The sequence below is a fragment of the Streptococcus pasteurianus genome, from assembly GCF_004843545.1.
Classification (GTDB): domain Bacteria; phylum Bacillota; class Bacilli; order Lactobacillales; family Streptococcaceae; genus Streptococcus; species Streptococcus pasteurianus.
The window spans coordinates 752547-777266 of sequence record NZ_CP039457.1; the positions used below are offsets into that span (position 1 = coordinate 752547).

The following is a 24720-nucleotide window of genomic DNA, read 5'->3' on the forward strand; positions in this document are numbered from 1 at the left end:
TAAAAACCGAAAATGAATCTAAAAAAAAGAATAGATATTCCTCAATTTTTATTATTGATTTAAAATCTAAGTGTCTTTAAAAAAGATAGGTTTTTAATTTTGGTTTTCAAGAAAAGTTGTAAACGAACCAGAAAAGTAAATAAGGAGCAAAGAGATGTTTAAAAGACAGGATAATCGAATGAAGACTGGAGAGCGTTTTACGAAGTGGTCTATTCGTCGCTTAAGTGTAGGTGTTGCCTCGGTTGCTATCGCTTCAGGATTTTTCGTTATTGGTGGATTAGGAAATAGTCAAATTGTCCATGCTGATGTGATAGACAGTCCTTCCAGTATAATGCAGGATTCTGATGATTCATTAGCGAAAGAAGCTAATGCCAATGATGCCACTACAGAGGTGACAGAAAAAGAACAAGCAATGGATTCTGTGGAGAAAACTCAAAATAGTGGCGATACAGTTACTGATACCAATGATGACGTTTCTTCAGAAGATGATAAATTAACCTCAGATGCATCGGAAAACTTAGAGACACCGATAGAAGAAAAAGTTGATACATCAGCTGAAGAAGAGGTTTCATCTGATGACTTAGGTTTGGTAGATGTTGATAGTGATAAGTCACTAGAAAGTAGCGAATCACAAACGGATTCGTCAGAAACAGTGACACCGGCTGTTAATACAGAGAATAACTTAGAGAATTCTAGTAGTACTTTTACGGATCGTTCAGCAGTGTCAACTGGTGAAAAAATTGTTGATACTAATACACATTATACTGCCTCAGGTATCGAAGATTCTACACTAAGATATGCTAATACAGTGTTTGATAGCGTTAAAGATGATGGTACTATTCACCTGACTGTTACAAAGTGGGCAACTGGTGCAACGGGTTGGGGAACAGATACAAGTAACCCATACGCAGGAAAGTACCTATTGTCTTTCACACGAGAAGAGTTTTATTCACAAATTGAGTCAATTACAATTAAGTCAAATGCTAACCTCACTAATTTAGTATCGGAATCAAATGGTGCCTTGTGGACTGTACCAATTAGTACAACAACAGTACAATCAGGATTAATTGGGGTTGTTACCAATCATGATGTTACCATTACGTTAAAAAATGGGCAAACCCTTACCTCTTTAGGACTAGCTGATGATAAACTAGGTTTCTCTAGTGTTTGGGTGAAAAAGAATGGTTCAATCGCTAAAGAAAGTATCAGTAATGGATTTATTCAGCAAAATAATGCACACATCAACAAATCAGATAGTGATAAACAGGACAGTTCGTTTTTAGGAACGAATACTGGGGTTATGGGGAATAAAGTACTATTTGATGCGAATTCAATGGTTATTAATTCAGTTCATAATTTCAAACCTAATGAAAATTTTCTACAATCAAATTACACTTGGATTTTGTACATTATGGAACAAATTCCAAAAGATTTGCTTCCCTACATTGATTTGGATAATATTGAATTGGGTGTCTCAGATATCAGCGGAAATTTCCAAACTAAGAATCCAATAAAATTGAAAGCTGATAGTAATGGATTGGTTGATAGTCGCAATAGTCCTGAAATTAGTATTATTAATAATGATACACGTACGCAATTGGATGCAGCTAGAACTCGTTTGGATAAGGATGTATTTTATGGTACTTTGGGGCAAAGTCGTAACTACACAATTAAGTATCATTTGAAAGATTCAGTGACGTTGGCGGAATTTGCTAAGGCCATGAATGACTATATAAAAAATAACAATCAGCAGCTAACATTTGAATCATGGCTTGAGAGTGATTATTTAAATAGTGGACGACCATTACTTGATAAACCAGATGGTGGAGCTGATACAAAAGAATTGCTTCACTCTTATGCTAATGGCTATTTAGATGTTAATGATAGTGATAAAGACGGTTTATTCGATTTTGTTGAATCTCAAATTCAATCAGACATTAATAAAGTAGATACTGATGGAGATGGTGTGCCAGATGGACAAGAGTATTTGATCGATAATACTGATATCTTGGATGCTAAGTCTTATAAGGTGGCAAAACCGACAACATCTACAACTGTTATTAATAATGCCGCTTCTGATACTGTTATTCAGGGAACAGTACCTAAAGTTGTTTATACAGATCCTTCAGACGATTCAAAATCTTTAAATGTCACTAATACAGACGCTGGCGAAGTTATTGTTAAGTTGGTAAAACAAGGAACTGACAGTGTAGTGGCGCAGACGACTATTCCATTTAAGGATCTATTAGCTGGGAACTTTGAATTAACTATTCCAAAAGGAACACTTCAAACAGGGGACAAACTACAATTAGTCGCTTATAGTCCAGATGGGAAACAGCATACTGACGGAGATATCATTACGGTTGATAACCGTAGCGATGCGGATAAATATACTCCAAACGTTGAAGACGAAACGGTTGATTTTGGAGGTAAGGTTGATTTAACGGATAACGTGACGAACTTAGGAGATCTACCAAGCGGAACAACGGTAACGGATGTCACAAAAACTCCAATTGATACGACTCAACCAGGCGATTATACAGGTACCATTGAAGTGACTTACCCAGATGGTAGCAAAGAGACCATTGATGTTCCTGTTCATGTGGTTGATAACCGTAGCGATGCGGATAAATATACTCCAAACGTTGAAGACGAAACGGTTGATTTTGGAGGTAAGGTTGATTTAACGGATAACGTGACGAACTTAGGAGATCTACCAAGCGGAACAACGGTAACGGATGTCACAAAAACTCCAATTGATACGACTCAACCAGGCGATTATACAGGTACCATTGAAGTGACTTACCCAGATGGTAGCAAAGAGACCATTGATGTTCCTGTTCATGTGGTTGATAACCGTAGCGATGCGGATAAATATACTCCAAACGTTGAAGACGAAACGGTTGATTTTGGAGGTAAGGTTGATTTAACGGATAACGTGACGAACTTAGGAGATCTACCAAGCGGAACAACGGTAACGGATGTCACAAAAACTCCAATTGATACGACTCAACCAGGCGATTATACAGGTACCATTGAAGTGACTTACCCAGATGGTAGCAAAGAGACCATTGATGTTCCTGTTCATGTGGTTGATAACCGTAGCGATGCGGATAAATATACTCCAAACGTTGAAGACGAAACGGTTGATTTTGGAGGTAAGGTTGATTTAACGGATAACGTGACGAACTTAGGAGATCTACCAAGCGGAACAACGGTAACGGATGTCACAAAAACTCCAATTGATACGACTCAACCAGGCGATTATACAGGTACCATTGAAGTGACTTACCCAGATGGTAGCAAAGAGACCATTGATGTTCCTGTTCATGTGGTTGATAACCGTAGCGATGCGGATAAATATACTCCAAACGTTGAAGACGAAACGGTTGATTTTGGAGGTAAGGTTGATTTAACGGATAACGTGACGAACTTAGGAGATCTACCAAGCGGAACAACGGTAACGGATGTCACAAAAACTCCAATTGATACGACTCAACCAGGCGATTATACAGGTACCATTGAAGTGACTTACCCAGATGGTAGCAAAGAGACCATTGATGTTCCTGTTCATGTGGTTGATAACCGTAGCGATGCGGATAAATATACTCCAAACGTTGAAGACGAAACGGTTGATTTTGGAGGTAAGGTTGATTTAACGGATAACGTGACGAACTTAGGAGATCTACCAAGCGGAACAACGGTAACGGATGTCACAAAAACTCCAATTGATACGACTCAACCAGGCGATTATACAGGTACCATTGAAGTGACTTACCCAGATGGTAGCAAAGAGACCATTGATGTTCCTGTTCATGTGGTTGATAACCGTAGCGATGCGGATAAATATACTCCAAACGTTGAAGACGAAACGGTTGATTTTGGAGGTAAGGTTGATTTAACGGATAACGTGACGAACTTAGGAGATCTACCAAGCGGAACAACGGTAACGGATGTCACAAAAACTCCAATTGATACGACTCAACCAGGCGATTATACAGGTACCATTGAAGTGACTTACCCAGATGGTAGCAAAGAGACCATTGATGTTCCTGTTCATGTGGTTGATAACCGTAGCGATGCGGATAAATATACTCCAAACGTTGAAGACGAAACGGTTGATTTTGGAGGTAAGGTTGATTTAACGGATAACGTGACGAACTTAGGAGATCTACCAAGCGGAACAACGGTAACGGATGTCACAAAAACTCCAATTGATACGACTCAACCAGGCGATTATACAGGTACCATTGAAGTGACTTACCCAGATGGTAGCAAAGAGACCATTGATGTTCCTGTTCATGTGGTTGATAACCGTAGCGATGCGGATAAATATACTCCAAACGTTGAAGACGAAACGGTTGATTTTGGAGGTAAGGTTGATTTAACGGATAACGTGACGAACTTAGGAGATCTACCAAGCGGAACAACGGTAACGGATGTCACAAAAACTCCAATTGATACGACTCAACCAGGCGATTATACAGGTACCATTGAAGTGACTTACCCAGATGGTAGCAAAGAGACCATTGATGTTCCTGTTCATGTGGTTGATAACCGTAGCGATGCGGATAAATATACTCCAAACGTTGAAGACGAAACGGTTGATTTTGGAGGTAAGGTTGATTTAACGGATAACGTGACGAACTTAGGAGATCTACCAAGCGGAACAACGGTAACGGATGTCACAAAAACTCCAATTGATACGACTCAACCAGGCGATTATACAGGTACCATTGAAGTGACTTACCCAGATGGTAGCAAAGAGACCATTGATGTTCCTGTTCATGTGGTTGATAACCGTAGCGATGCGGATAAATATACTCCAAACGTTGAAGACGAAACGGTTGATTTTGGAGGTAAGGTTGATTTAACGGATAACGTGACGAACTTAGGAGATCTACCAAGCGGAACAACGGTAACGGATGTCACAAAAACTCCAATTGATACGACTCAACCAGGCGATTATACAGGTACCATTGAAGTGACTTACCCAGATGGTAGCAAAGAGACCATTGATGTTCCTGTTCATGTGGTTGATAACCGTAGCGATGCGGATAAATATACTCCAAACGTTGAAGACGAAACGGTTGATTTTGGAGGTAAGGTTGATTTAACGGATAACGTGACGAACTTAGGAGATCTACCAAGCGGAACAACGGTAACGGATGTCACAAAAACTCCAATTGATACGACTCAACCAGGCGATTATACAGGTACCATTGAAGTGACTTACCCAGATGGTAGCAAAGAGACCATTGATGTTCCTGTTCATGTGGTTGATAACCGTAGCGATGCGGATAAATATACTCCAAACGTTGAAGACGAAACGGTTGATTTTGGAGGTAAGGTTGATTTAACGGATAACGTGACGAACTTAGGAGATCTACCAAGCGGAACAACGGTAACGGATGTCACAAAAACTCCAATTGATACGACTCAACCAGGCGATTATACAGGTACCATTGAAGTGACTTACCCAGATGGTAGCAAAGAGACCATTGATGTTCCTGTTCATGTGGTTGATAACCGTAGCGATGCGGATAAATATACTCCAAACGTTGAAGACGAAACGGTTGATTTTGGAGGTAAGGTTGATTTAACGGATAACGTGACGAACTTAGGAGATCTACCAAGCGGAACAACGGTAACGGATGTCACAAAAACTCCAATTGATACGACTCAACCAGGCGATTATACAGGTACCATTGAAGTGACTTACCCAGATGGTAGCAAAGAGACCATTGATGTTCCTGTTCATGTGGTTGATAACCGTAGCGATGCGGATAAATATACTCCAAACGTTGAAGACGAAACGGTTGATTTTGGAGGTAAGGTTGATTTAACGGATAACGTGACGAACTTAGGAGATCTACCAAGCGGAACAACGGTAACGGATGTCACAAAAACTCCAATTGATACGACTCAACCAGGCGATTATACAGGTACCATTGAAGTGACTTACCCAGATGGTAGCAAAGAGACCATTGATGTTCCTGTTCATGTGGTTGATAACCGTAGCGATGCGGATAAATATACTCCAAACGTTGAAGACGAAACGGTTGATTTTGGAGGTAAGGTTGATTTAACGGATAACGTGACGAACTTAGGAGATCTACCAAGCGGAACAACGGTAACGGATGTCACAAAAACTCCAATTGATACGACTCAACCAGGCGATTATACAGGTACCATTGAAGTGACTTACCCAGATGGTAGCAAAGAGACCATTGATGTTCCTGTTCATGTGGTTGATAACCGTAGCGATGCGGATAAATATACTCCAAACGTTGAAGACGAAACGGTTGATTTTGGAGGTAAGGTTGATTTAACGGATAACGTGACGAACTTAGGAGATCTACCAAGCGGAACAACGGTAACGGATGTCACAAAAACTCCAATTGATACGACTCAACCAGGCGATTATACAGGTACCATTGAAGTGACTTACCCAGATGGTAGCAAAGAGACCATTGATGTTCCTGTTCATGTGGTTGATAACCGTAGCGATGCGGATAAATATACTCCAAACGTTGAAGACGAAACGGTTGATTTTGGAGGTAAGGTTGATTTAACGGATAACGTGACGAACTTAGGAGATCTACCAAGCGGAACAACGGTAACGGATGTCACAAAAACTCCAATTGATACGACTCAACCAGGCGATTATACAGGTACCATTGAAGTGACTTACCCAGATGGTAGCAAAGAGACCATTGATGTTCCTGTTCATGTGGTTGATAACCGTAGCGATGCGGATAAATATACTCCAAACGTTGAAGACGAAACGGTTGATTTTGGAGGTAAGGTTGATTTAACGGATAACGTGACGAACTTAGGAGATCTACCAAGCGGAACAACGGTAACGGATGTCACAAAAACTCCAATTGATACGACTCAACCAGGCGATTATACAGGTACCATTGAAGTGACTTACCCAGATGGTAGCAAAGAGACCATTGATGTTCCTGTTCATGTGGTTGATAACCGTAGCGATGCGGATAAATATACTCCAAACGTTGAAGACGAAACGGTTGATTTTGGAGGTAAGGTTGATTTAACGGATAACGTGACGAACTTAGGAGATCTACCAAGCGGAACAACGGTAACGGATGTCACAAAAACTCCAATTGATACGACTCAACCAGGCGATTATACAGGTACCATTGAAGTGACTTACCCAGATGGTAGCAAAGAGACCATTGATGTTCCTGTTCATGTGGTTGATAACCGTAGCGATGCGGATAAATATACTCCAAACGTTGAAGACGAAACGGTTGATTTTGGAGGTAAGGTTGATTTAACGGATAACGTGACGAACTTAGGAGATCTACCAAGCGGAACAACGGTAACGGATGTCACAAAAACTCCAATTGATACGACTCAACCAGGCGATTATACAGGTACCATTGAAGTGACTTACCCAGATGGTAGCAAAGAGACCATTGATGTTCCTGTTCATGTGGTTGATAACCGTAGCGATGCGGATAAATATACTCCAAACGTTGAAGACGAAACGGTTGATTTTGGAGGTAAGGTTGATTTAACGGATAACGTGACGAACTTAGGAGATCTACCAAGCGGAACAACGGTAACGGATGTCACAAAAACTCCAATTGATACGACTCAACCAGGCGATTATACAGGTACCATTGAAGTGACTTACCCAGATGGTAGCAAAGAGACCATTGATGTTCCTGTTCATGTGGTTGATAACCGTAGCGATGCGGATAAATATACTCCAAACGTTGAAGACGAAACGGTTGATTTTGGAGGTAAGGTTGATTTAACGGATAACGTGACGAACTTAGGAGATCTACCAAGCGGAACAACGGTAACGGATGTCACAAAAACTCCAATTGATACGACTCAACCAGGCGATTATACAGGTACCATTGAAGTGACTTACCCAGATGGTAGCAAAGAGACCATTGATGTTCCTGTTCATGTGGTTGATAACCGTAGCGATGCGGATAAATATACTCCAAACGTTGAAGACGAAACGGTTGATTTTGGAGGTAAGGTTGATTTAACGGATAACGTGACGAACTTAGGAGATCTACCAAGCGGAACAACGGTAACGGATGTCACAAAAACTCCAATTGATACGACTCAACCAGGCGATTATACAGGTACCATTGAAGTGACTTACCCAGATGGTAGCAAAGAGACCATTGATGTTCCTGTTCATGTGGTTGATAACCGTAGCGATGCGGATAAATATACTCCAAACGTTGAAGACGAAACGGTTGATTTTGGAGGTAAGGTTGATTTAACGGATAACGTGACGAACTTAGGAGATCTACCAAGCGGAACAACGGTAACGGATGTCACAAAAACTCCAATTGATACGACTCAACCAGGCGATTATACAGGTACCATTGAAGTGACTTACCCAGATGGTAGCAAAGAGACCATTGATGTTCCTGTTCATGTGGTTGATAACCGTAGCGATGCGGATAAATATACTCCAAACGTTGAAGACGAAACGGTTGATTTTGGAGGTAAGGTTGATTTAACGGATAACGTGACGAACTTAGGAGATCTACCAAGCGGAACAACGGTAACGGATGTCACAAAAACTCCAATTGATACGACTCAACCAGGCGATTATACAGGTACCATTGAAGTGACTTACCCAGATGGTAGCAAAGAGACCATTGATGTTCCTGTTCATGTGGTTGATAACCGTAGCGATGCGGATAAATATACTCCAAACGTTGAAGACGAAACGGTTGATTTTGGAGGTAAGGTTGATTTAACGGATAACGTGACGAACTTAGGAGATCTACCAAGCGGAACAACGGTAACGGATGTCACAAAAACTCCAATTGATACGACTCAACCAGGCGATTATACAGGTACCATTGAAGTGACTTACCCAGATGGTAGCAAAGAGACCATTGATGTTCCTGTTCATGTGGTTGATAACCGTAGCGATGCGGATAAATATACTCCAAACGTTGAAGACGAAACGGTTGATTTTGGAGGTAAGGTTGATTTAACGGATAACGTGACGAACTTAGGAGATCTACCAAGCGGAACAACGGTAACGGATGTCACAAAAACTCCAATTGATACGACTCAACCAGGCGATTATACAGGTACCATTGAAGTGACTTACCCAGATGGTAGCAAAGAGACCATTGATGTTCCTGTTCATGTGGTTGATAACCGTAGCGATGCGGATAAATATACTCCAAACGTTGAAGACGAAACGGTTGATTTTGGAGGTAAGGTTGATTTAACGGATAACGTGACGAACTTAGGAGATCTACCAAGCGGAACAACGGTAACGGATGTCACAAAAACTCCAATTGATACGACTCAACCAGGCGATTATACAGGTACCATTGAAGTGACTTACCCAGATGGTAGCAAAGAGACCATTGATGTTCCTGTTCATGTGGTTGATAACCGTAGCGATGCGGATAAATATACTCCAAACGTTGAAGACGAAACGGTTGATTTTGGAGGTAAGGTTGATTTAACGGATAACGTGACGAACTTAGGAGATCTACCAAGCGGAACAACGGTAACGGATGTCACAAAAACTCCAATTGATACGACTCAACCAGGCGATTATACAGGTACCATTGAAGTGACTTACCCAGATGGTAGCAAAGAGACCATTGATGTTCCTGTTCATGTGGTTGATAACCGTAGCGATGCGGATAAATATACTCCAAACGTTGAAGACGAAACGGTTGATTTTGGAGGTAAGGTTGATTTAACGGATAACGTGACGAACTTAGGAGATCTACCAAGCGGAACAACGGTAACGGATGTCACAAAAACTCCAATTGATACGACTCAACCAGGCGATTATACAGGTACCATTGAAGTGACTTACCCAGATGGTAGCAAAGAGACCATTGATGTTCCTGTTCATGTGGTTGATAACCGTAGCGATGCGGATAAATATACTCCAAACGTTGAAGACGAAACGGTTGATTTTGGAGGTAAGGTTGATTTAACGGATAACGTGACGAACTTAGGAGATCTACCAAGCGGAACAACGGTAACGGATGTCACAAAAACTCCAATTGATACGACTCAACCAGGCGATTATACAGGTACCATTGAAGTGACTTACCCAGATGGTAGCAAAGAGACCATTGATGTTCCTGTTCATGTGGTTGATAACCGTAGCGATGCGGATAAATATACTCCAAACGTTGAAGACGAAACGGTTGATTTTGGAGGTAAGGTTGATTTAACGGATAACGTGACGAACTTAGGAGATCTACCAAGCGGAACAACGGTAACGGATGTCACAAAAACTCCAATTGATACGACTCAACCAGGCGATTATACAGGTACCATTGAAGTGACTTACCCAGATGGTAGCAAAGAGACCATTGATGTTCCTGTTCATGTGGTTGATAACCGTAGCGATGCGGATAAATATACTCCAAACGTTGAAGACGAAACGGTTGATTTTGGAGGTAAGGTTGATTTAACGGATAACGTGACGAACTTAGGAGATCTACCAAGCGGAACAACGGTAACGGATGTCACAAAAACTCCAATTGATACGACTCAACCAGGCGATTATACAGGTACCATTGAAGTGACTTACCCAGATGGTAGCAAAGAGACCATTGATGTTCCTGTTCATGTGGTTGATAACCGTAGCGATGCGGATAAATATACTCCAAACGTTGAAGACGAAACGGTTGATTTTGGAGGTAAGGTTGATTTAACGGATAACGTGACGAACTTAGGAGATCTACCAAGCGGAACAACGGTAACGGATGTCACAAAAACTCCAATTGATACGACTCAACCAGGCGATTATACAGGTACCATTGAAGTGACTTACCCAGATGGTAGCAAAGAGACCATTGATGTTCCTGTTCATGTGGTTGATAACCGTAGCGATGCGGATAAATATACTCCAAACGTTGAAGACGAAACGGTTGATTTTGGAGGTAAGGTTGATTTAACGGATAACGTGACGAACTTAGGAGATCTACCAAGCGGAACAACGGTAACGGATGTCACAAAAACTCCAATTGATACGACTCAACCAGGCGATTATACAGGTACCATTGAAGTGACTTACCCAGATGGTAGCAAAGAGACCATTGATGTTCCTGTTCATGTGGTTGATAACCGTAGCGATGCGGATAAATATACTCCAAACGTTGAAGACGAAACGGTTGATTTTGGAGGTAAGGTTGATTTAACGGATAACGTGACGAACTTAGGAGATCTACCAAGCGGAACAACGGTAACGGATGTCACAAAAACTCCAATTGATACGACTCAACCAGGCGATTATACAGGTACCATTGAAGTGACTTACCCAGATGGTAGCAAAGAGACCATTGATGTTCCTGTTCATGTGGTTGATAACCGTAGCGATGCGGATAAATATACTCCAAACGTTGAAGACGAAACGGTTGATTTTGGAGGTAAGGTTGATTTAACGGATAACGTGACGAACTTAGGAGATCTACCAAGCGGAACAACGGTAACGGATGTCACAAAAACTCCAATTGATACGACTCAACCAGGCGATTATACAGGTACCATTGAAGTGACTTACCCAGATGGTAGCAAAGAGACCATTGATGTTCCTGTTCATGTGGTTGATAACCGTAGCGATGCGGATAAATATACTCCAAACGTTGAAGACGAAACGGTTGATTTTGGAGGTAAGGTTGATTTAACGGATAACGTGACGAACTTAGGAGATCTACCAAGCGGAACAACGGTAACGGATGTCACAAAAACTCCAATTGATACGACTCAACCAGGCGATTATACAGGTACCATTGAAGTGACTTACCCAGATGGTAGCAAAGAGACCATTGATGTTCCTGTTCATGTGGTTGATAACCGTAGCGATGCGGATAAATCAGAGAATTCTGGTGGCAATCTGATCGTATCAAATGATGATAATAATATTTTCCCAAATCAAGGTGCATCGCATATTATGCCAACTAATAATGTTCTTATTAACAAGAATAGCCTACCAAATACAGGTGATTCAAATAGTATTGTAGGGGTACTGTTAGGTGGTATGTTAATTGTTATGTCTACGTTGTTAGGAACAGGGAATTCTAGAAAAAAATTTAATAACGATTCAAGAAGAGATAAGTAATTAAGTATAGTAATCACTCTCTATAATTGTCATCTTATAGCGACAAGTGATAAACTTTAGAATTATCATAGTGATTAAATGAAAAATACTAATTTATAGCACTTAATTAAGTATAAAATGAATCTTAAAAATGTTTTATATTAATGAGACGTGTAGGAAGGGGGTGAGATGTTGGAAAAGTTGAAGAGGGTTGCAACTCCAAAGCGTATTGTAGGTCTTACAATCGTAATATTAGTTCTAGTTTTTGGCTTTCAAAATAGGAACTCTGTTGAATTATCAGTGATATTTTTTTCAATTAAATTACCACTAATAGTTCTCATTGTAGCTCTCTATGTTTTAGGGGTTATTTCTGGATGGATGTTTAAACGTAATGATGTTAAAAAGATTGTTTCGGATGTTCAAAAAGAAACTAAGGAAGAACTGGCTGAGTTAAAAAATCAGCTAAGCACAGATTAAGTCGGTGATATAGAAAATAGGAGGAAATACTTATGTCAGAAAAAGGAACAGTAGAATCAGCTAAAGGTAAAGTAAAAGAAACTGTTGGAAAAGTTACTGGAGATAGTCAAAAGAAAGCAGAAGGATTACTAGACCAAGTTGTTGGTAAAACAAAAGAAGTAGCTTCAAATGTTAAAGAAACAGCAGAAGAGCTTGTAGAAGAAGTTAAGGATAAACTTGATAAATAAAAAATCAGTTTAGCATTATTGTAAAGGGTATTCTTGATGTTAAAGAGAATAGTGAACAACTAAAAAATTTCACTGAAGATTGGTAGTCTGCCAATTGTAGTGCTTAAGTAAACTCTAGCGAGAACAACATTTGTTCTCGCTTTTTTGATGTTAAAACTGAGATAAAAGCTTTGTAATCATATAGATAATATGTGTGTCTATCTAGCAATGGCTAATTTAATCGCAGTAAGAATTTTTTCTTGACAAGTGAGTGGATACTCACTATAATATTACCTATTCTAGTAAGTGATTAATTACTCATTTATCGATTTTAGAAAGAAGGTTTAGTAATGGAAAAACTCATTGATCTAAGAGAACTGAAAAAAGCTTTCTCTGCGCAAATGGTTTTGAATGGTGTGACCCTTGAAGTTAATAAAGGTGAAATCATCGGACTGATTGGTCCATCTGGTGCAGGAAAGTCAACAATGATAAAAACTATGCTGGGAATGGAAAAGGCAGATAGTGGAACAGCTTTGGTGCTCAATACTCAAATGCCTAATCGTCATATCTTGGGAAAAATTGGTTATATGGCTCAATCGGATGCTCTTTATGATGCCTTGACTGGTCTTGAAAATTTGGAATTTTATGGACAGATGAAAGGAATTGCCAAGAAAGACTTAACTTTGCAAATTCACCATGTAGCACGAGTTGTTGACTTGCAAGATCATCTTGATAAATTTGTCTCAGGCTATTCCGGAGGGATGAAACGTCGTTTATCACTTGCCATTGCCCTACTTGGAAATCCTGACTTGCTGATTTTGGATGAACCAACAGTAGGAATTGACCCTTCTCTTCGTCGAAAAATATGGGCAGAGTTAGATAATATTCGCCAGGAAGGACGTTCAGTGTTCATTACGACACACGTTATGGACGAAGCTGAACTTACAGATAAGGTTGCTCTGCTCTTATATGGTGACGTCATTGCTTTTGATACACCGCAGGGGCTCAAAGAGCGTTATGGTGTCAATACTGTGGAAGAAGCATTTTTGGCTGCTGAAGATAGAGAGGAACTTTAAGATGCGTATTCTAGCTATTTCTAAAAAAGTATTAAAAGAATTACTACGTGATAAGCGTACCCTAGCTATGATGTTTGTGGCACCAATTCTTATCATGTGGCTGATGAATGTCATGTTCTCGGCTAGCAGTACAACTTCAGTGATTATTGCTGCTGTTGATGTTCCAAGTAGTTTGATTGAAAATCTTGATGATGTGGAACATGTTGCTGTTGAAAAATATACTAGTGCTAAAGCGGCGCAAAAGGATTTAGACAATCAGGAAGTTGATGCGATTCTTACGGTTGATGATGATACTTATGATGTAACCTATGCCAATACAGACTCATCTAAAACCGCTCTAACCCGTCAAGCTATCAAATCGGTGCTTAGTTGGTCTATTACCAACCAGTTTATGAGCCAAGTTAAGGAAGCTGTAGCTGAAACTCCGAGTCTCGCTTCCCTTCTCCCTACCAGCAATGTTAGTTCGACTGACTTAACCGAACATTATGATTATGGTGACGAAAATACGGGATTCTTTGCCAAGATGATTCCAATCCTTATGGGCTTTATGGTTTTCTTCTTTGTCTTTTTGATTTCAGGAATGGCGTTACTCAAAGAACGTACGAGCGGTACTCTTGATCGTTTGTTAGCCACACCTGTTAAACGTAGCGACATTGTGTTTGGATATATGATTTCCTATGGTATTATAGCGGTTATTCAAACTGTTGTTATTGTCCTTTCAACTATCTGGTTGCTTGATATTGAGGTAGTTGGTAATATTATCAATGTCATCATTGTGAATTTTGTTTTAGCCTTGGTAGCCCTAGCTTTTGGAGTTTTATTATCTACTCTAGCAAAATCAGAATTTCAGCTGATGCAGTTTTTACCGCTGGTAATCATGCCTCAGCTCTTTTTCTCAGGAATCATTCCTCTGGATAGTATGGCAGATTGGGTACAACATATTGGTAAAATTCTTCCTCTTTCATATTCAGGAGATGCCTTGACTAAGATTATCATGTATGGCGATGGATTTAATAGTGTTGCCTTTGATCTTTTAATCTTATTAATGTTTCTTGTTGGTTTAACCACTGCTAATATTATAGGGCTCAAACGCTATCGTAAAGTGTGATATAATGAAAGAAGTGGTGATAAAAAGGAGTTTAGTTTTACATGACTGAAAAAAATATCGTTTTATCTTTTGAAGAACGTTTATCGAAAGTTAAAATGCCTTCGGGAAAACGCAATACCTTATTGGCAGCTATGAAGTTATTTGCAGCGCAAGGATTTCACGGAACATCGACTGCACAAATAGCAGAAGTGGCTGGAGTGAGTCAAGCAACTATTTTTAAATATTTTAAGACAAAAGAGGAATTGTTAATAGGTGTCTTGGAGCCAATGGCAGAACTTTTGAGTGCTCCTTTTATCCAAAATATTATGAAGTTTAGCAAGAAAGAAGATATTGTTCATTATTTTATTTATGATCGTTACGCTTTTATCAAAGCCAATCACTCATTGGTGAAGATTATTATTCAAGAACTATTGACGAATTCAGAAATGAAGCACTTTATTGGGAAACAGATGGAGCAATTAGCACCCTCTATTGATAAAATTGCTGAGCGTTTATGTGAAGGGAATTGTCTTCGAAAAACGGAGGTTATCCGTATTGCAATTTCACCTTTTTTTAGTTATATAATGCAAATGGTCATTTTTGATGTAGAAAGTCAAGATGAAGAATACGATCTCACTCTTTTAGAGCAGCAAACGTTAAAACTCTTGTCAGAATAAGGTTGGAGAAGATAATGTTTCATTTTAAAATGATGATGAGACCTTATCTGAAACTGTCAAATTCACCTTTTATTACAAGTTGTTTGTCAGTATTACATTTTTCATAAAAGTGTGCTATAATAAAATGTAAAACATTTTTTGGCAAAAAGCCCATAGAAAGAAGAAAATGGATTTAAAAAATTATATCGCTACAATTGAAAATTATCCTAAAGAAGGAATCACTTTCCGTGATATTTCTCCTTTGATGGCAGATGGAAATGCTTATAGCTATGCTGTTCGCGAAATTGTACAGTACGCTACTGACAAGAAGATTGACATGATTGTCGGTCCAGAGGCGCGCGGATTTATCGTCGGTTGCCCTGTTGCATTTGAACTCGGAATTGGCTTCGCACCAGTTCGTAAACCTGGTAAATTGCCACGTGAAGTAATCTCAGCTGATTATGAAAAAGAATACGGCATTGATACATTATGTATGCACGCTGATGCTATTAAACCTGGACAACGTGTTCTTATTGTTGACGACCTTTTGGCGACAGGTGGTACCGTTAAAGCAACCATTGAAATGGTAGAACGCCTTGGCGGTGTTGTAGCTGGATGTGCTTTCCTTGTTGAATTGGACGGATTGAACGGACGTAAAGCACTTGAAGGTTACGATACAAAAGTTTTAATGAATTTTCCAGGGTAATCATAGTTAAAAACTATATCTACTTAGAGGAATTATATAATTGAAAACTATATCTCCATATTTTATAATATTACTTAACGACAATATTATAGAATGGAGATATTTTCATGCCAATAAAACTTGATAAAGAATTGCCGGCGTTAGACATTTTACGCGAAGAGAATGTCTTCATTATGGATAATAAACGTGCCAAACATCAAGATATTAGACCAATGGATTTTCTCATTGTCAACTTGATGCCAACAAAAGAAGTGACAGAGACACAGCTTTTACGCCTATTAGCCAATACGCCTTTGCAAATTAATGTTGAGTTTCTTTATATGACGAGCCATGAGTCTAAAAATACAACTGCTGAACATTTAGAAACTTTTTACAAAACATTTGACGATGTGCGACATAAGTATTATGATGGATTAATCATAACAGGTGCTCCTATTGAAACTTTGGATTATGAAGAAGTTGATTACTGGAGCGAACTTTGTCAAATCTTTGCTTGGTCTAAAACACACGTTTATTCAACTCTTCATCTTTGTTGGGGAGCGCAAGCGGGCTTGTACTATAAATACGGCATCAAAAAAGTTTTGTTAGACTGTAAGTTATCAGGTGTTTTTTCACAAGACGTTGTTAGCCCTGAAAATCCTATCGTACGTGGATTCGATGATAGTTTTATGGCGCCACATTCACGTTATACCGAGGTGTGTCGTGAAGACGTTGAAAAAATTGATGACTTGGAAGTTATTGCGGCTAGTGAAGTTGTTGGTTTGTCTATTGTGGCTAGTAAAGATTTGCGTGAAGTTTATAGCTTTGGACATTTAGAATATGATCGAGAAACCCTTGATAGGGAATATAAACGTGATGTTAAGGTTGGAAAAAATCCTAACATTCCAGAACACTATTATTTGAATGACGACCCCGCCCAAAATGTGCCAATGCACTGGAATTTGGCAGCAACAACATTCTTTAGTAACTGGATTAACTATGCTGTTTATCAGGAAACCCCATATTCATTGGTAGAACTGGAAAAAGATTTTTCATTTTATGGTTACCTATAATCAGATAGGGTTAATTTTCTGACGATAAAACGTGCTAAATCTCTATCTCGGATGACTTGATGGATAGGATTATCTTTTAGGAATATTATTATGAGTTTTTTAGAAAATTTTAAATCGGGTAATTTGGTGCTACCGAGTGCTCTTCTTTTTCATTATAAAGATATCTTCAAAAGTTCAGATGACTTTTTGATTTGGCAGTTTATTTATTTGCAAAACACGACCAAAATGGATGACTTAGCGCCTAGTCAAATCGCAACTGCTTTAGACAAGACAGTTGCCGAAGTGAATCGTTCGATTTCTGATTTGACTGCTCAAGGTCTTTTGGACATGAAAACCATTGAGCTTGGTAGTGAAATTGAGGTTATTTTTGATGCAAGTCCAGTTTTGGCACTTTTAGATGACTTGTTAGCTAAACCTACGGAGACTCAAGAAAAACAAGCTTTAAATCCTATTAAAGAATTGGTTGAAGATTTTGAGCGTGAGTTGGGCCGCATGCTTAGCCCATTTGAACTGGAAGATTTGCAAAAAACAATTCGTGAGGACAAGACAGACCCTGATTTGGTTCGGGCAGCCCTTCGTGAAGCTGTTTTTAATGGTAAAACTAATTGGAATTATATCAATGCGATTTTACGTAATTGGCGTCGTGAGGGTATTACAACCATGCGTCAAGTTGGGGAACGTCGTAAAGAGCATGAGGACTCGAAAGCAGGCAAAGTATCCGTATCAGATGATTTTCTAGCTGCTATGGATTTATGGAGTGACTAATGAGAGTAGGACGTGAACGTTTAAAGAAAATCTTAGCTATTATTGGTGAGATGTATCCAGAGGCACGTGGTGAATTGGAGTGGGAGACACCATTTCAATTGCTAATCGCGGTCATTTTATCTGCGCAAACGACAGATAAGGCAGTTAATAAAATCACGCCAAACCTTTGGAAAAAATACCCTGAAATTGCTGATTTAGCCAATGCAAATTTAGAAGATGTTGAAGATTGTCTGAGAACGATTGGTCTTTATAAAAATAAAGCTAAAAATATCGTCAAGACAGCGCGAGCTATTTTACGAGATTTTGATGGCAAAGTTCCAAAGACTCATAAGGAGCTTGAAAGTTTGCCTGGAGTTGGACGTAAGACGGCTAATGTTGTTTTGGCAGAAGTGTATGGTATCCCGTCCATCGCTGTGGATACTCATGTGTCGCGTATCGCTAAACGTCTCAATATCTCAGCACCAGATGCTGATGTTACCGAAATTGAGCAAGACTTGATGAAGAAAATTCCAAAGAAAGATTGGATTTTAACACATCATCGCTTGATTTTCTTTGGACGTTATCATTGCTTGGCTAAAAAGCCAAAATGCGACATCTGTCCAGTTCAAGCCTACTGTAAGTATTACAAAGATAATGTGAAAAATAATTAGAGTTTGGGACGAAAATTGTTTACATAGTTATTATTTACAAGACGCAGTGGTTGAGTGGTTTCTAATGCGCTGATAAATCAGCTTTTACAACCCTACTTGACATCAAGCTTCGCTTGACTTTATTTCCCACCTCAAAAGCTTCCCCAAAGCTTTTGAGCTGTGCGGGGGTGAGTTATAAAGCTTTGGGGAACCTTTATAATCGGGAAATAAAACTTACGAAGTAAGTGTCAAAAACGGTTTAGGAATAGACCGTTTTAGGTCAGCAACAAGAAATTAAGACTTGCTGAGAAATCAAGTTTCTACGAAACTACTGATTCGCTTTTTAATTTTTAGGCTCATGAATAAAGTCTCCACTGGAGACTTTATTTGTCTCACTCCCTTTTGATATAATTGAAATGAATGATATTTTAGAAGGAAAATTTATGCAGACAGTATTATCACAACGTTTGGCTGCCGTGGCGGAATTTGTGCCGCAGGGGGCACGTTTACTTGATGTTGGAAGTGACCATGCTTACTTACCAATTGTTTTGACAGAAGGGGAAAAAATTTCATTTGCTATTGCAGGTGAAGTGGTTAAAGGACCTTATGAATCAGCCCTTCATAATGTTGCAGGAGCTGGTTTAGCTGATAAAATCGCTGTTCGTTTAGCAGACGGTTTAGCGGCTTTTGACGAATCTGATAATGTGACAGCTATCACCATTTGTGGCATGGGTGGTGGTTTGATTGCTGATATTCTCGCAGCTGGCGTTGATAAATTAGCAAGCGTTGAGCGTCTGATTTTACAACCTAATAACCGTGAGGATGAGCTTCGTGCTTGGCTTATGGCAAATCATTTCAAAATTATTGCGGAAAAAATCATGACTGAAAATGATAAATTCTACGAAATCATGGTGGTAGAACATGGGAAAATGACTTTGTCGGATACAGAATTGCGTTTTGGACCATTTTTAAATCAAGAAAAATCAGCAATCTTCAAATTACGTTGGAAACGTGAATTGAAAAAATTAGAGATTGCTTTGCCACATGTTCCTAAAAATCGTATCGATGACCGCGAAGCCATTTCACAAAAAATAGCAGCAATTAAGGAGGCTATCAATGAAAGCAAGTGAGATTATTGCTCGTTATGAGGCGTATTGCCCACGTGAATTATCTATGGAAGGAGATATTTCAGGGCTTCAAATTGGCACTCTTGACAAGGATGTTAAGCGTGTGATGATTGCACTTGATGTTCGTGAGACGACAGTTGCAGAAGTAATTGAAAAAGGTGTTGATTTGATTATTGTTAAACACGCTCCGATTTTTAAACCACTTAAGGACTTGGTCGCAACGGCACAAAATCAGATTTACATTGACTTGGTGAGGCACGACATTGCCGTTTATGTTAGTCATACTAACATTGATATTGTTCCAGATGGTTTAAATGATTGGTTTTGTGAGCTCTTGGAGATTAAGGACACTGACATTTTGACACCAACTGCAGATGGCTATGGGATTGGTCGTATCGGAAAGATTGAGGAGCAGACTTTTTCCGATTTTGCATTAAAAGTAAAAGAAAAATTCCATTTGGATAGTGTACGCCTAGTTGCTTATGGAAATCAAGAGACTCTCGTTAACCGTGTTGCGATTTGTGGCGGAAGTGGTCAAGGATTTTATCGTGACGCAATGGAAAAAGGGGCACAAGTGTATATCACAGGAGATATTTATTATCACACAGCCCAAGAAATGATTACTAACGGCATGCTTGCGATTGACCCTGGGCATCACATCGAAGTGCTTTTTATCGATAAATTGGTTGAAAAATTCAATGCTTGGAAAGCCGATAATCAATGGAATGTTGATTTTATAGCCAGCCAAGCAGAAACTAATCCATTTTTTCATTTGTAATAAGTTGTAGGATTGAGAAGAAGTCTCAATCCTATTTTGGTTTAAAAATGTCATGCTAATCCAGAATTTGCGTTATTTCAGTGCAGGAAATTCCTGAAAAACTTGCAAAATAGGAAACTTAGTGACAGCATTTCCAAAAAATGGTAAAATAGAATTGATAATTAATAAAGAGGGAGACCTAACTATGAAAGGTATTATTCTAGCAGGAGGATCTGGTACACGTTTGTACCCATTGACTCGTGCGGCTTCAAAACAACTTATGCCAGTGTATGATAAACCAATGATTTACTATCCACTGTCTACACTAATGTTGGCAGGAATTCGAGATATTTTAATCATCTCAACACCGACTGATATTCATCGTTTTGAAGAATTACTTGGTGATGGGTCAGAATTTGGAATTTCACTTTCTTATGCTGTTCAACCAAGCCCAGATGGATTGGCACAAGCTTTTATCATCGGTGAGGAATTCATCGGTGATGACAACGTTGCGCTTATCTTAGGAGACAACATTTATCATGGACCAGGACTTAGCAAAATGCTTCAAAAAGCAGCTAGCAAAGAAAAAGGGGCTACTGTCTTTGGTTACCAAGTCAAAGATCCAGAACGTTTTGGTGTTGTTGAGTTTGATGATAATCGTAACGCGATTTCAATTGAAGAAAAGCCGGAACATCCAAAATCTCACTATGCCGTAACAGGTCTTTATTTCTATGACAATGATGTTATTGAAATTGCTAAAAGTATCAAACCAAGTGCGCGTGGTGAACTTGAAATTACAGATGTCAACAAAGTTTACCTTGAACGTGGCGACCTTTCTGTAGAAGTTATGGAACGTGGTTTTGCGTGGCTTGATACAGGAACACACGAAAGTCTTTTGGAAGCGGCTCAATACATTGAAACTGTACAGCGTATGCAAAATCTTCAAGTGGCAAACTTGGAAGAGATTGCTTATCGTATGGGCTACATCACCAAAGAAGATGTTCATAACCTTGCACAACCATTGAAGAAAAACGAATACGGAAAATACTTGCTTCGTTTGATTGGAGAAGAGTAATGACTGAACAGTTTTTTGGTAAAGAATTAGCAGGGCGCAAAATTGATGCTATCCCTGGAATGATTGAATTTGATATTCCGGTCCATGGTGACAACCGCGGATGGTTCAAAGAAAACTTCCAAAAAGAAAAAATGATTCCTCTTGGTTTTCCAGAATCTTTCTTTGCAGAAGGTAAATTACAAAATAACGTTAGCTTCTCACATAAAAATGTTTTGCGTGGACTTCATGCAGAACCTTGGGATAAATACATTTCTGTGGCTGACGAAGGTAAAGTTCTAGGGTCATGGGTTGACCTACGTGAAGGTGACAGTTTTGGTCATGTTTATCAAACTGTTATTGATGCCTCAAAAGGTATCTTTGTTCCTCGCGGTGTTGCCAATGGTTTCCAAGTATTGTCTGATAAAGTTGCATATAGCTATTTGGTTAATGATTACTGGGCACTTGAACTCAAACCAAAATATGCCTTTGTTAACTATGCAGACCCAACATTAGGCATTAAATGGGAAAACTTGGAAGCAGCAGAAGTCTCTGAAGCTGACAAAAATCACCCATTGCTTAAAGACGTTAAACCATTAAGCAAAGAAGATTTGTAATACCTAATAAAAAAATAAATCAGAAAGGAATGTTCAGTTTATTAAAAAAACTGAACACGGGACTAAATCTCTGAGAAAAAAGATAAATCTTCCTAGACGCTAGTCGTCTACGTCGGACTTTCTATTTTTCCACGAGATTTTTCGCAAGCGAAACGTCCCTTTGTATCTTAAGTTATGTCTGAATACAAAAATATCATTGTAACCGGTGGTGCAGGTTTCATCGGTTCAAACTTCGTACACTATGTTTATAATAACCATCCAGACGTACATGTTACTGTTCTTGATAAATTAACATACGCTGGTAATCGTGCTAACTTGGAAGAAATCCTTGGTGACCGTGTTGAATTGGTTGTTGGTGACATTGCAGATGCTGAATTGGTTGATAAATTAGCTGCTAAAGCTGATGCTATCGTTCACTACGCTGCTGAAAGCCACAACGATAACTCATTGAAAGATCCAAGCCCATTCATCCAAACGAACTTTGTTGGAACATACACACTTTTGGAAGCAGCTCGTAAATACGATATTCGTTTCCATCACGTATCAACTGACGAAGTTTACGGAGATCTTCCACTTCGTGAGGACCTTCCAGGACATGGTGAAGGACCGGGTGAAAAATTCACTGCTGAAACAAAATACAATCCAAGTTCACCTTATTCATCAACAAAAGCTGCATCAGATTTGATTGTTAAAGCTTGGGTACGTTCATTTGGCGTTAAAGCAACTATTTCTAACTGCTCTAACAACTATGGACCATACCAACACATCGAAAAATTCATTCCTCGTCAAATCACAAACATTTTGTCAGGAATTAAACCAAAACTTTACGGTGACGGTAAAAACGTTCGTGACTGGATTCACACAAACGACCACTCAACTGGCGTTTGGGCTATCTTGACTAAGGGACGTATCGGTGAAACTTACCTTATCGGTGCAGATGGTGAAAAGAACAACAAAGAAGTTCTTGAACTTATCCTTGAAAAAATGGGTCAACCAAAAGACGCATATGACCACGTAACAGACCGTGCTGGTCACGATCTTCGTTACGCTATTGATTCAACTAAACTTCGTGAAGAACTTGGTTGGAAACCTCAATTCACAAACTTTGAAGAAGGACTTGAAGCAACGATCAAATGGTACACAGATAACCAAGATTGGTGGAAAGCTGAAAAAGAAGCTGTTGAAGCTAACTACGCTAAAACACAAAAAGTTCTTGACAAATAATCATAAAAGCCTATCGTATCAAGGGTTACAGCTTGGGCGACAGGCTTTTTTGTAGTTTTGGGGCATTTTCGGAGGCAACGTAAGGGTAGAAAAGTGCTATAATAGATTTAATTTTTCGGTAAAGGAGGAACAGTGATGAAAGATGATGTAAAATTAGCTCACGAAATTGCTAAAAGAGCACATCACGATCAAGTTGACAAAGCTGGTGCGCCGTATATTTTACACTCTGAGACTGTGGCATCGTTTGTCACGAAAGATGATGAAAAAATTGTTGCCTATTTACACGATGTGATAGAAGACACTCCTTATCAGCTGAGTGATTTAGAAGAAGCAGGTTTCTCGTCTGAAATCATAAAAGCAGTTGATTTATTGACTAGAAAAGATGGGCAATCGTACAAGCAATATCTTAAACTTGTTAAAACAAATGAATTAGCACGTGTTGTCAAATTGGCGGATTTAAAGCACAATTCAGATTTATCAAGGCTGGCTCAGGTCACTCGAAACGACATCAAACGTCTGAAAAAATACCAAGATGCCACTATATTTTTAAGCACTTAGATAGCTCTATGTGCTTTTTATCCCCTTAAAAATAGGAAATGCCGTCTAAGTTAACCTTTGATTCAAGAATTGTCCTTAGTTTTCTGGTACAATAGAATAAAACAAGAAAGAAGAGAGAAATGACAAAATTAGCAACGATTTGTTATATTGATAATGGTGAAGCGCTTTTGCTTTTACATCGCAATAAAAAACCAAATGATGTTCATGAAGGAAAATGGATTTCTGTTGGTGGTAAGCTAGAAGTAGGTGAGACACCAGATGAATGTGCGAAACGTGAGATTTTTGAGGAAACGCATTTTACTGTTAAAGAAATGGATTTCAAGGGAGTGATTACGTTTCCAGAATTCACACCAGGGCATGATTGGTACACTTATGTTTTCAAGGTAACCGATTTTGAGGGAGAATTGATTTCTGATGAAGAGTCACGTGAAGGAACTTTAGAGTGGGTGCCTTACGACCAAGTTCTATCAAAACCGACTTGGGAGGGTGACTACGAAATTTTTAAATGGATTTTGGATGATGTGCCATTCTTTTCAGCTAAATTTACTTATGACGACGAACAGCGCTTGGTTGATAAAAGCGTGACATTTTATGATAAATGAGTGAATCGTTTTAAAAAATGGTGATTTTAATAGAAAATG

Annotated in this window: 17 protein-coding genes; all 17 read left to right on the plus strand. The window is 39.1% G+C overall.

Going from position 1 to position 24720, the window contains the following annotated elements; genetic code table 11:
* Positions 1–154: 154 nt before the first annotated feature.
* The 17 genes from E8M05_RS11465 (at position 155) to E8M05_RS04210 (ending at position 24681) form a co-directional block, all read left to right on the plus strand.
* A complete protein-coding gene (locus tag E8M05_RS11465) occupies positions 155–12112 on the plus strand; it encodes a Rib/alpha-like domain-containing protein (RefSeq protein WP_233437513.1) in 11958 nt (3985 codons plus the stop codon).
* 168 nt (positions 12113–12280) lie between these two features.
* A complete protein-coding gene (locus E8M05_RS04135; protein ID WP_003064178.1) occupies positions 12281–12568 on the plus strand; it encodes a LapA family protein in 288 nt (95 codons plus the stop codon).
* 32 nt (positions 12569–12600) lie between these two features.
* Entirely contained in the window at positions 12601–12795 is a 195-nt protein-coding gene (locus tag E8M05_RS04140) for a CsbD family protein (protein ID WP_003064181.1), read from the plus strand.
* Positions 12796–13124: 329 nt separating this feature from the next.
* Complete coding sequence (locus E8M05_RS04145; RefSeq protein ID WP_003064183.1) at positions 13125–13850, plus strand: ABC transporter ATP-binding protein; 726 nt, start codon at positions 13125–13127, stop codon at positions 13848–13850.
* Between the two features lies 1 nt (position 13851).
* Positions 13852–14958: an ABC transporter permease gene (locus tag E8M05_RS04150; RefSeq protein ID WP_003064187.1), complete on the plus strand. Its 1107-nt coding sequence runs from the start codon at positions 13852–13854 to the stop codon at positions 14956–14958.
* Between the two features lie 41 nt (positions 14959–14999).
* Positions 15000–15614 carry a TetR/AcrR family transcriptional regulator gene (locus tag E8M05_RS04155; RefSeq protein WP_003064191.1) on the plus strand — a complete coding sequence of 205 codons (615 nt, stop codon included), beginning with the start codon at positions 15000–15002 and terminating at the stop codon, positions 15612–15614.
* Between the two features lie 166 nt (positions 15615–15780).
* Positions 15781–16299, plus strand: a complete 519-nt coding sequence (locus E8M05_RS04160) for an adenine phosphoribosyltransferase (protein ID WP_003064194.1) — start codon at positions 15781–15783, stop codon at positions 16297–16299.
* Positions 16300–16406: 107 nt separating this feature from the next.
* Positions 16407–17351 (plus strand): homoserine O-acetyltransferase MetA, encoded by a 945-nt coding sequence (gene metA / locus E8M05_RS04165; protein ID WP_003064196.1) that lies wholly within the window; start codon positions 16407–16409, stop codon positions 17349–17351.
* 90 nt (positions 17352–17441) lie between these two features.
* Positions 17442–18116 carry a DnaD domain-containing protein gene (locus E8M05_RS04170; protein ID WP_003064199.1) on the plus strand — a complete coding sequence of 225 codons (675 nt, stop codon included), beginning with the start codon at positions 17442–17444 and terminating at the stop codon, positions 18114–18116.
* A complete protein-coding gene (gene nth, locus E8M05_RS04175; RefSeq protein ID WP_003064202.1) occupies positions 18116–18766 on the plus strand; it encodes an endonuclease III in 651 nt (216 codons plus the stop codon). Before E8M05_RS04170 ends, nth begins: the two co-directional genes overlap by 1 nt.
* 422 nt (positions 18767–19188) lie before the next feature.
* The gene (locus E8M05_RS04180; protein WP_041973705.1) at positions 19189–19875 is read left to right on the plus strand and encodes a tRNA (adenine(22)-N(1))-methyltransferase; all 687 of its coding nucleotides are present in this window, start codon (positions 19189–19191) and stop codon (positions 19873–19875) included.
* Positions 19862–20650 carry a Nif3-like dinuclear metal center hexameric protein gene (locus E8M05_RS04185; protein WP_003064208.1) on the plus strand — a complete coding sequence of 263 codons (789 nt, stop codon included), beginning with the start codon at positions 19862–19864 and terminating at the stop codon, positions 20648–20650. The genes E8M05_RS04180 and E8M05_RS04185 overlap by 14 nt, the downstream gene beginning before the upstream one ends.
* Before the next feature lie 184 nt (positions 20651–20834).
* Positions 20835–21704, plus strand: a complete 870-nt coding sequence (rfbA, locus tag E8M05_RS04190; protein ID WP_013851675.1) for a glucose-1-phosphate thymidylyltransferase RfbA — start codon at positions 20835–20837, stop codon at positions 21702–21704.
* The gene (locus E8M05_RS04195; RefSeq protein ID WP_003064215.1) at positions 21704–22297 is read left to right on the plus strand and encodes a dTDP-4-dehydrorhamnose 3,5-epimerase family protein; all 594 of its coding nucleotides are present in this window, start codon (positions 21704–21706) and stop codon (positions 22295–22297) included. The genes rfbA and E8M05_RS04195 overlap by 1 nt, the downstream gene beginning before the upstream one ends.
* A gap of 174 nt (positions 22298–22471) precedes the next feature.
* Positions 22472–23521 carry a dTDP-glucose 4,6-dehydratase gene (rfbB, locus tag E8M05_RS04200; protein WP_003064218.1) on the plus strand — a complete coding sequence of 350 codons (1050 nt, stop codon included), beginning with the start codon at positions 22472–22474 and terminating at the stop codon, positions 23519–23521.
* 135 nt (positions 23522–23656) lie between these two features.
* Positions 23657–24079: an HD domain-containing protein gene (locus E8M05_RS04205; protein WP_003064219.1), complete on the plus strand. Its 423-nt coding sequence runs from the start codon at positions 23657–23659 to the stop codon at positions 24077–24079.
* 119 nt (positions 24080–24198) lie between these two features.
* Positions 24199–24681 carry an NUDIX hydrolase gene (locus tag E8M05_RS04210; RefSeq protein ID WP_003064222.1) on the plus strand — a complete coding sequence of 161 codons (483 nt, stop codon included), beginning with the start codon at positions 24199–24201 and terminating at the stop codon, positions 24679–24681.
* Positions 24682–24720 lie beyond the last annotated feature (39 nt).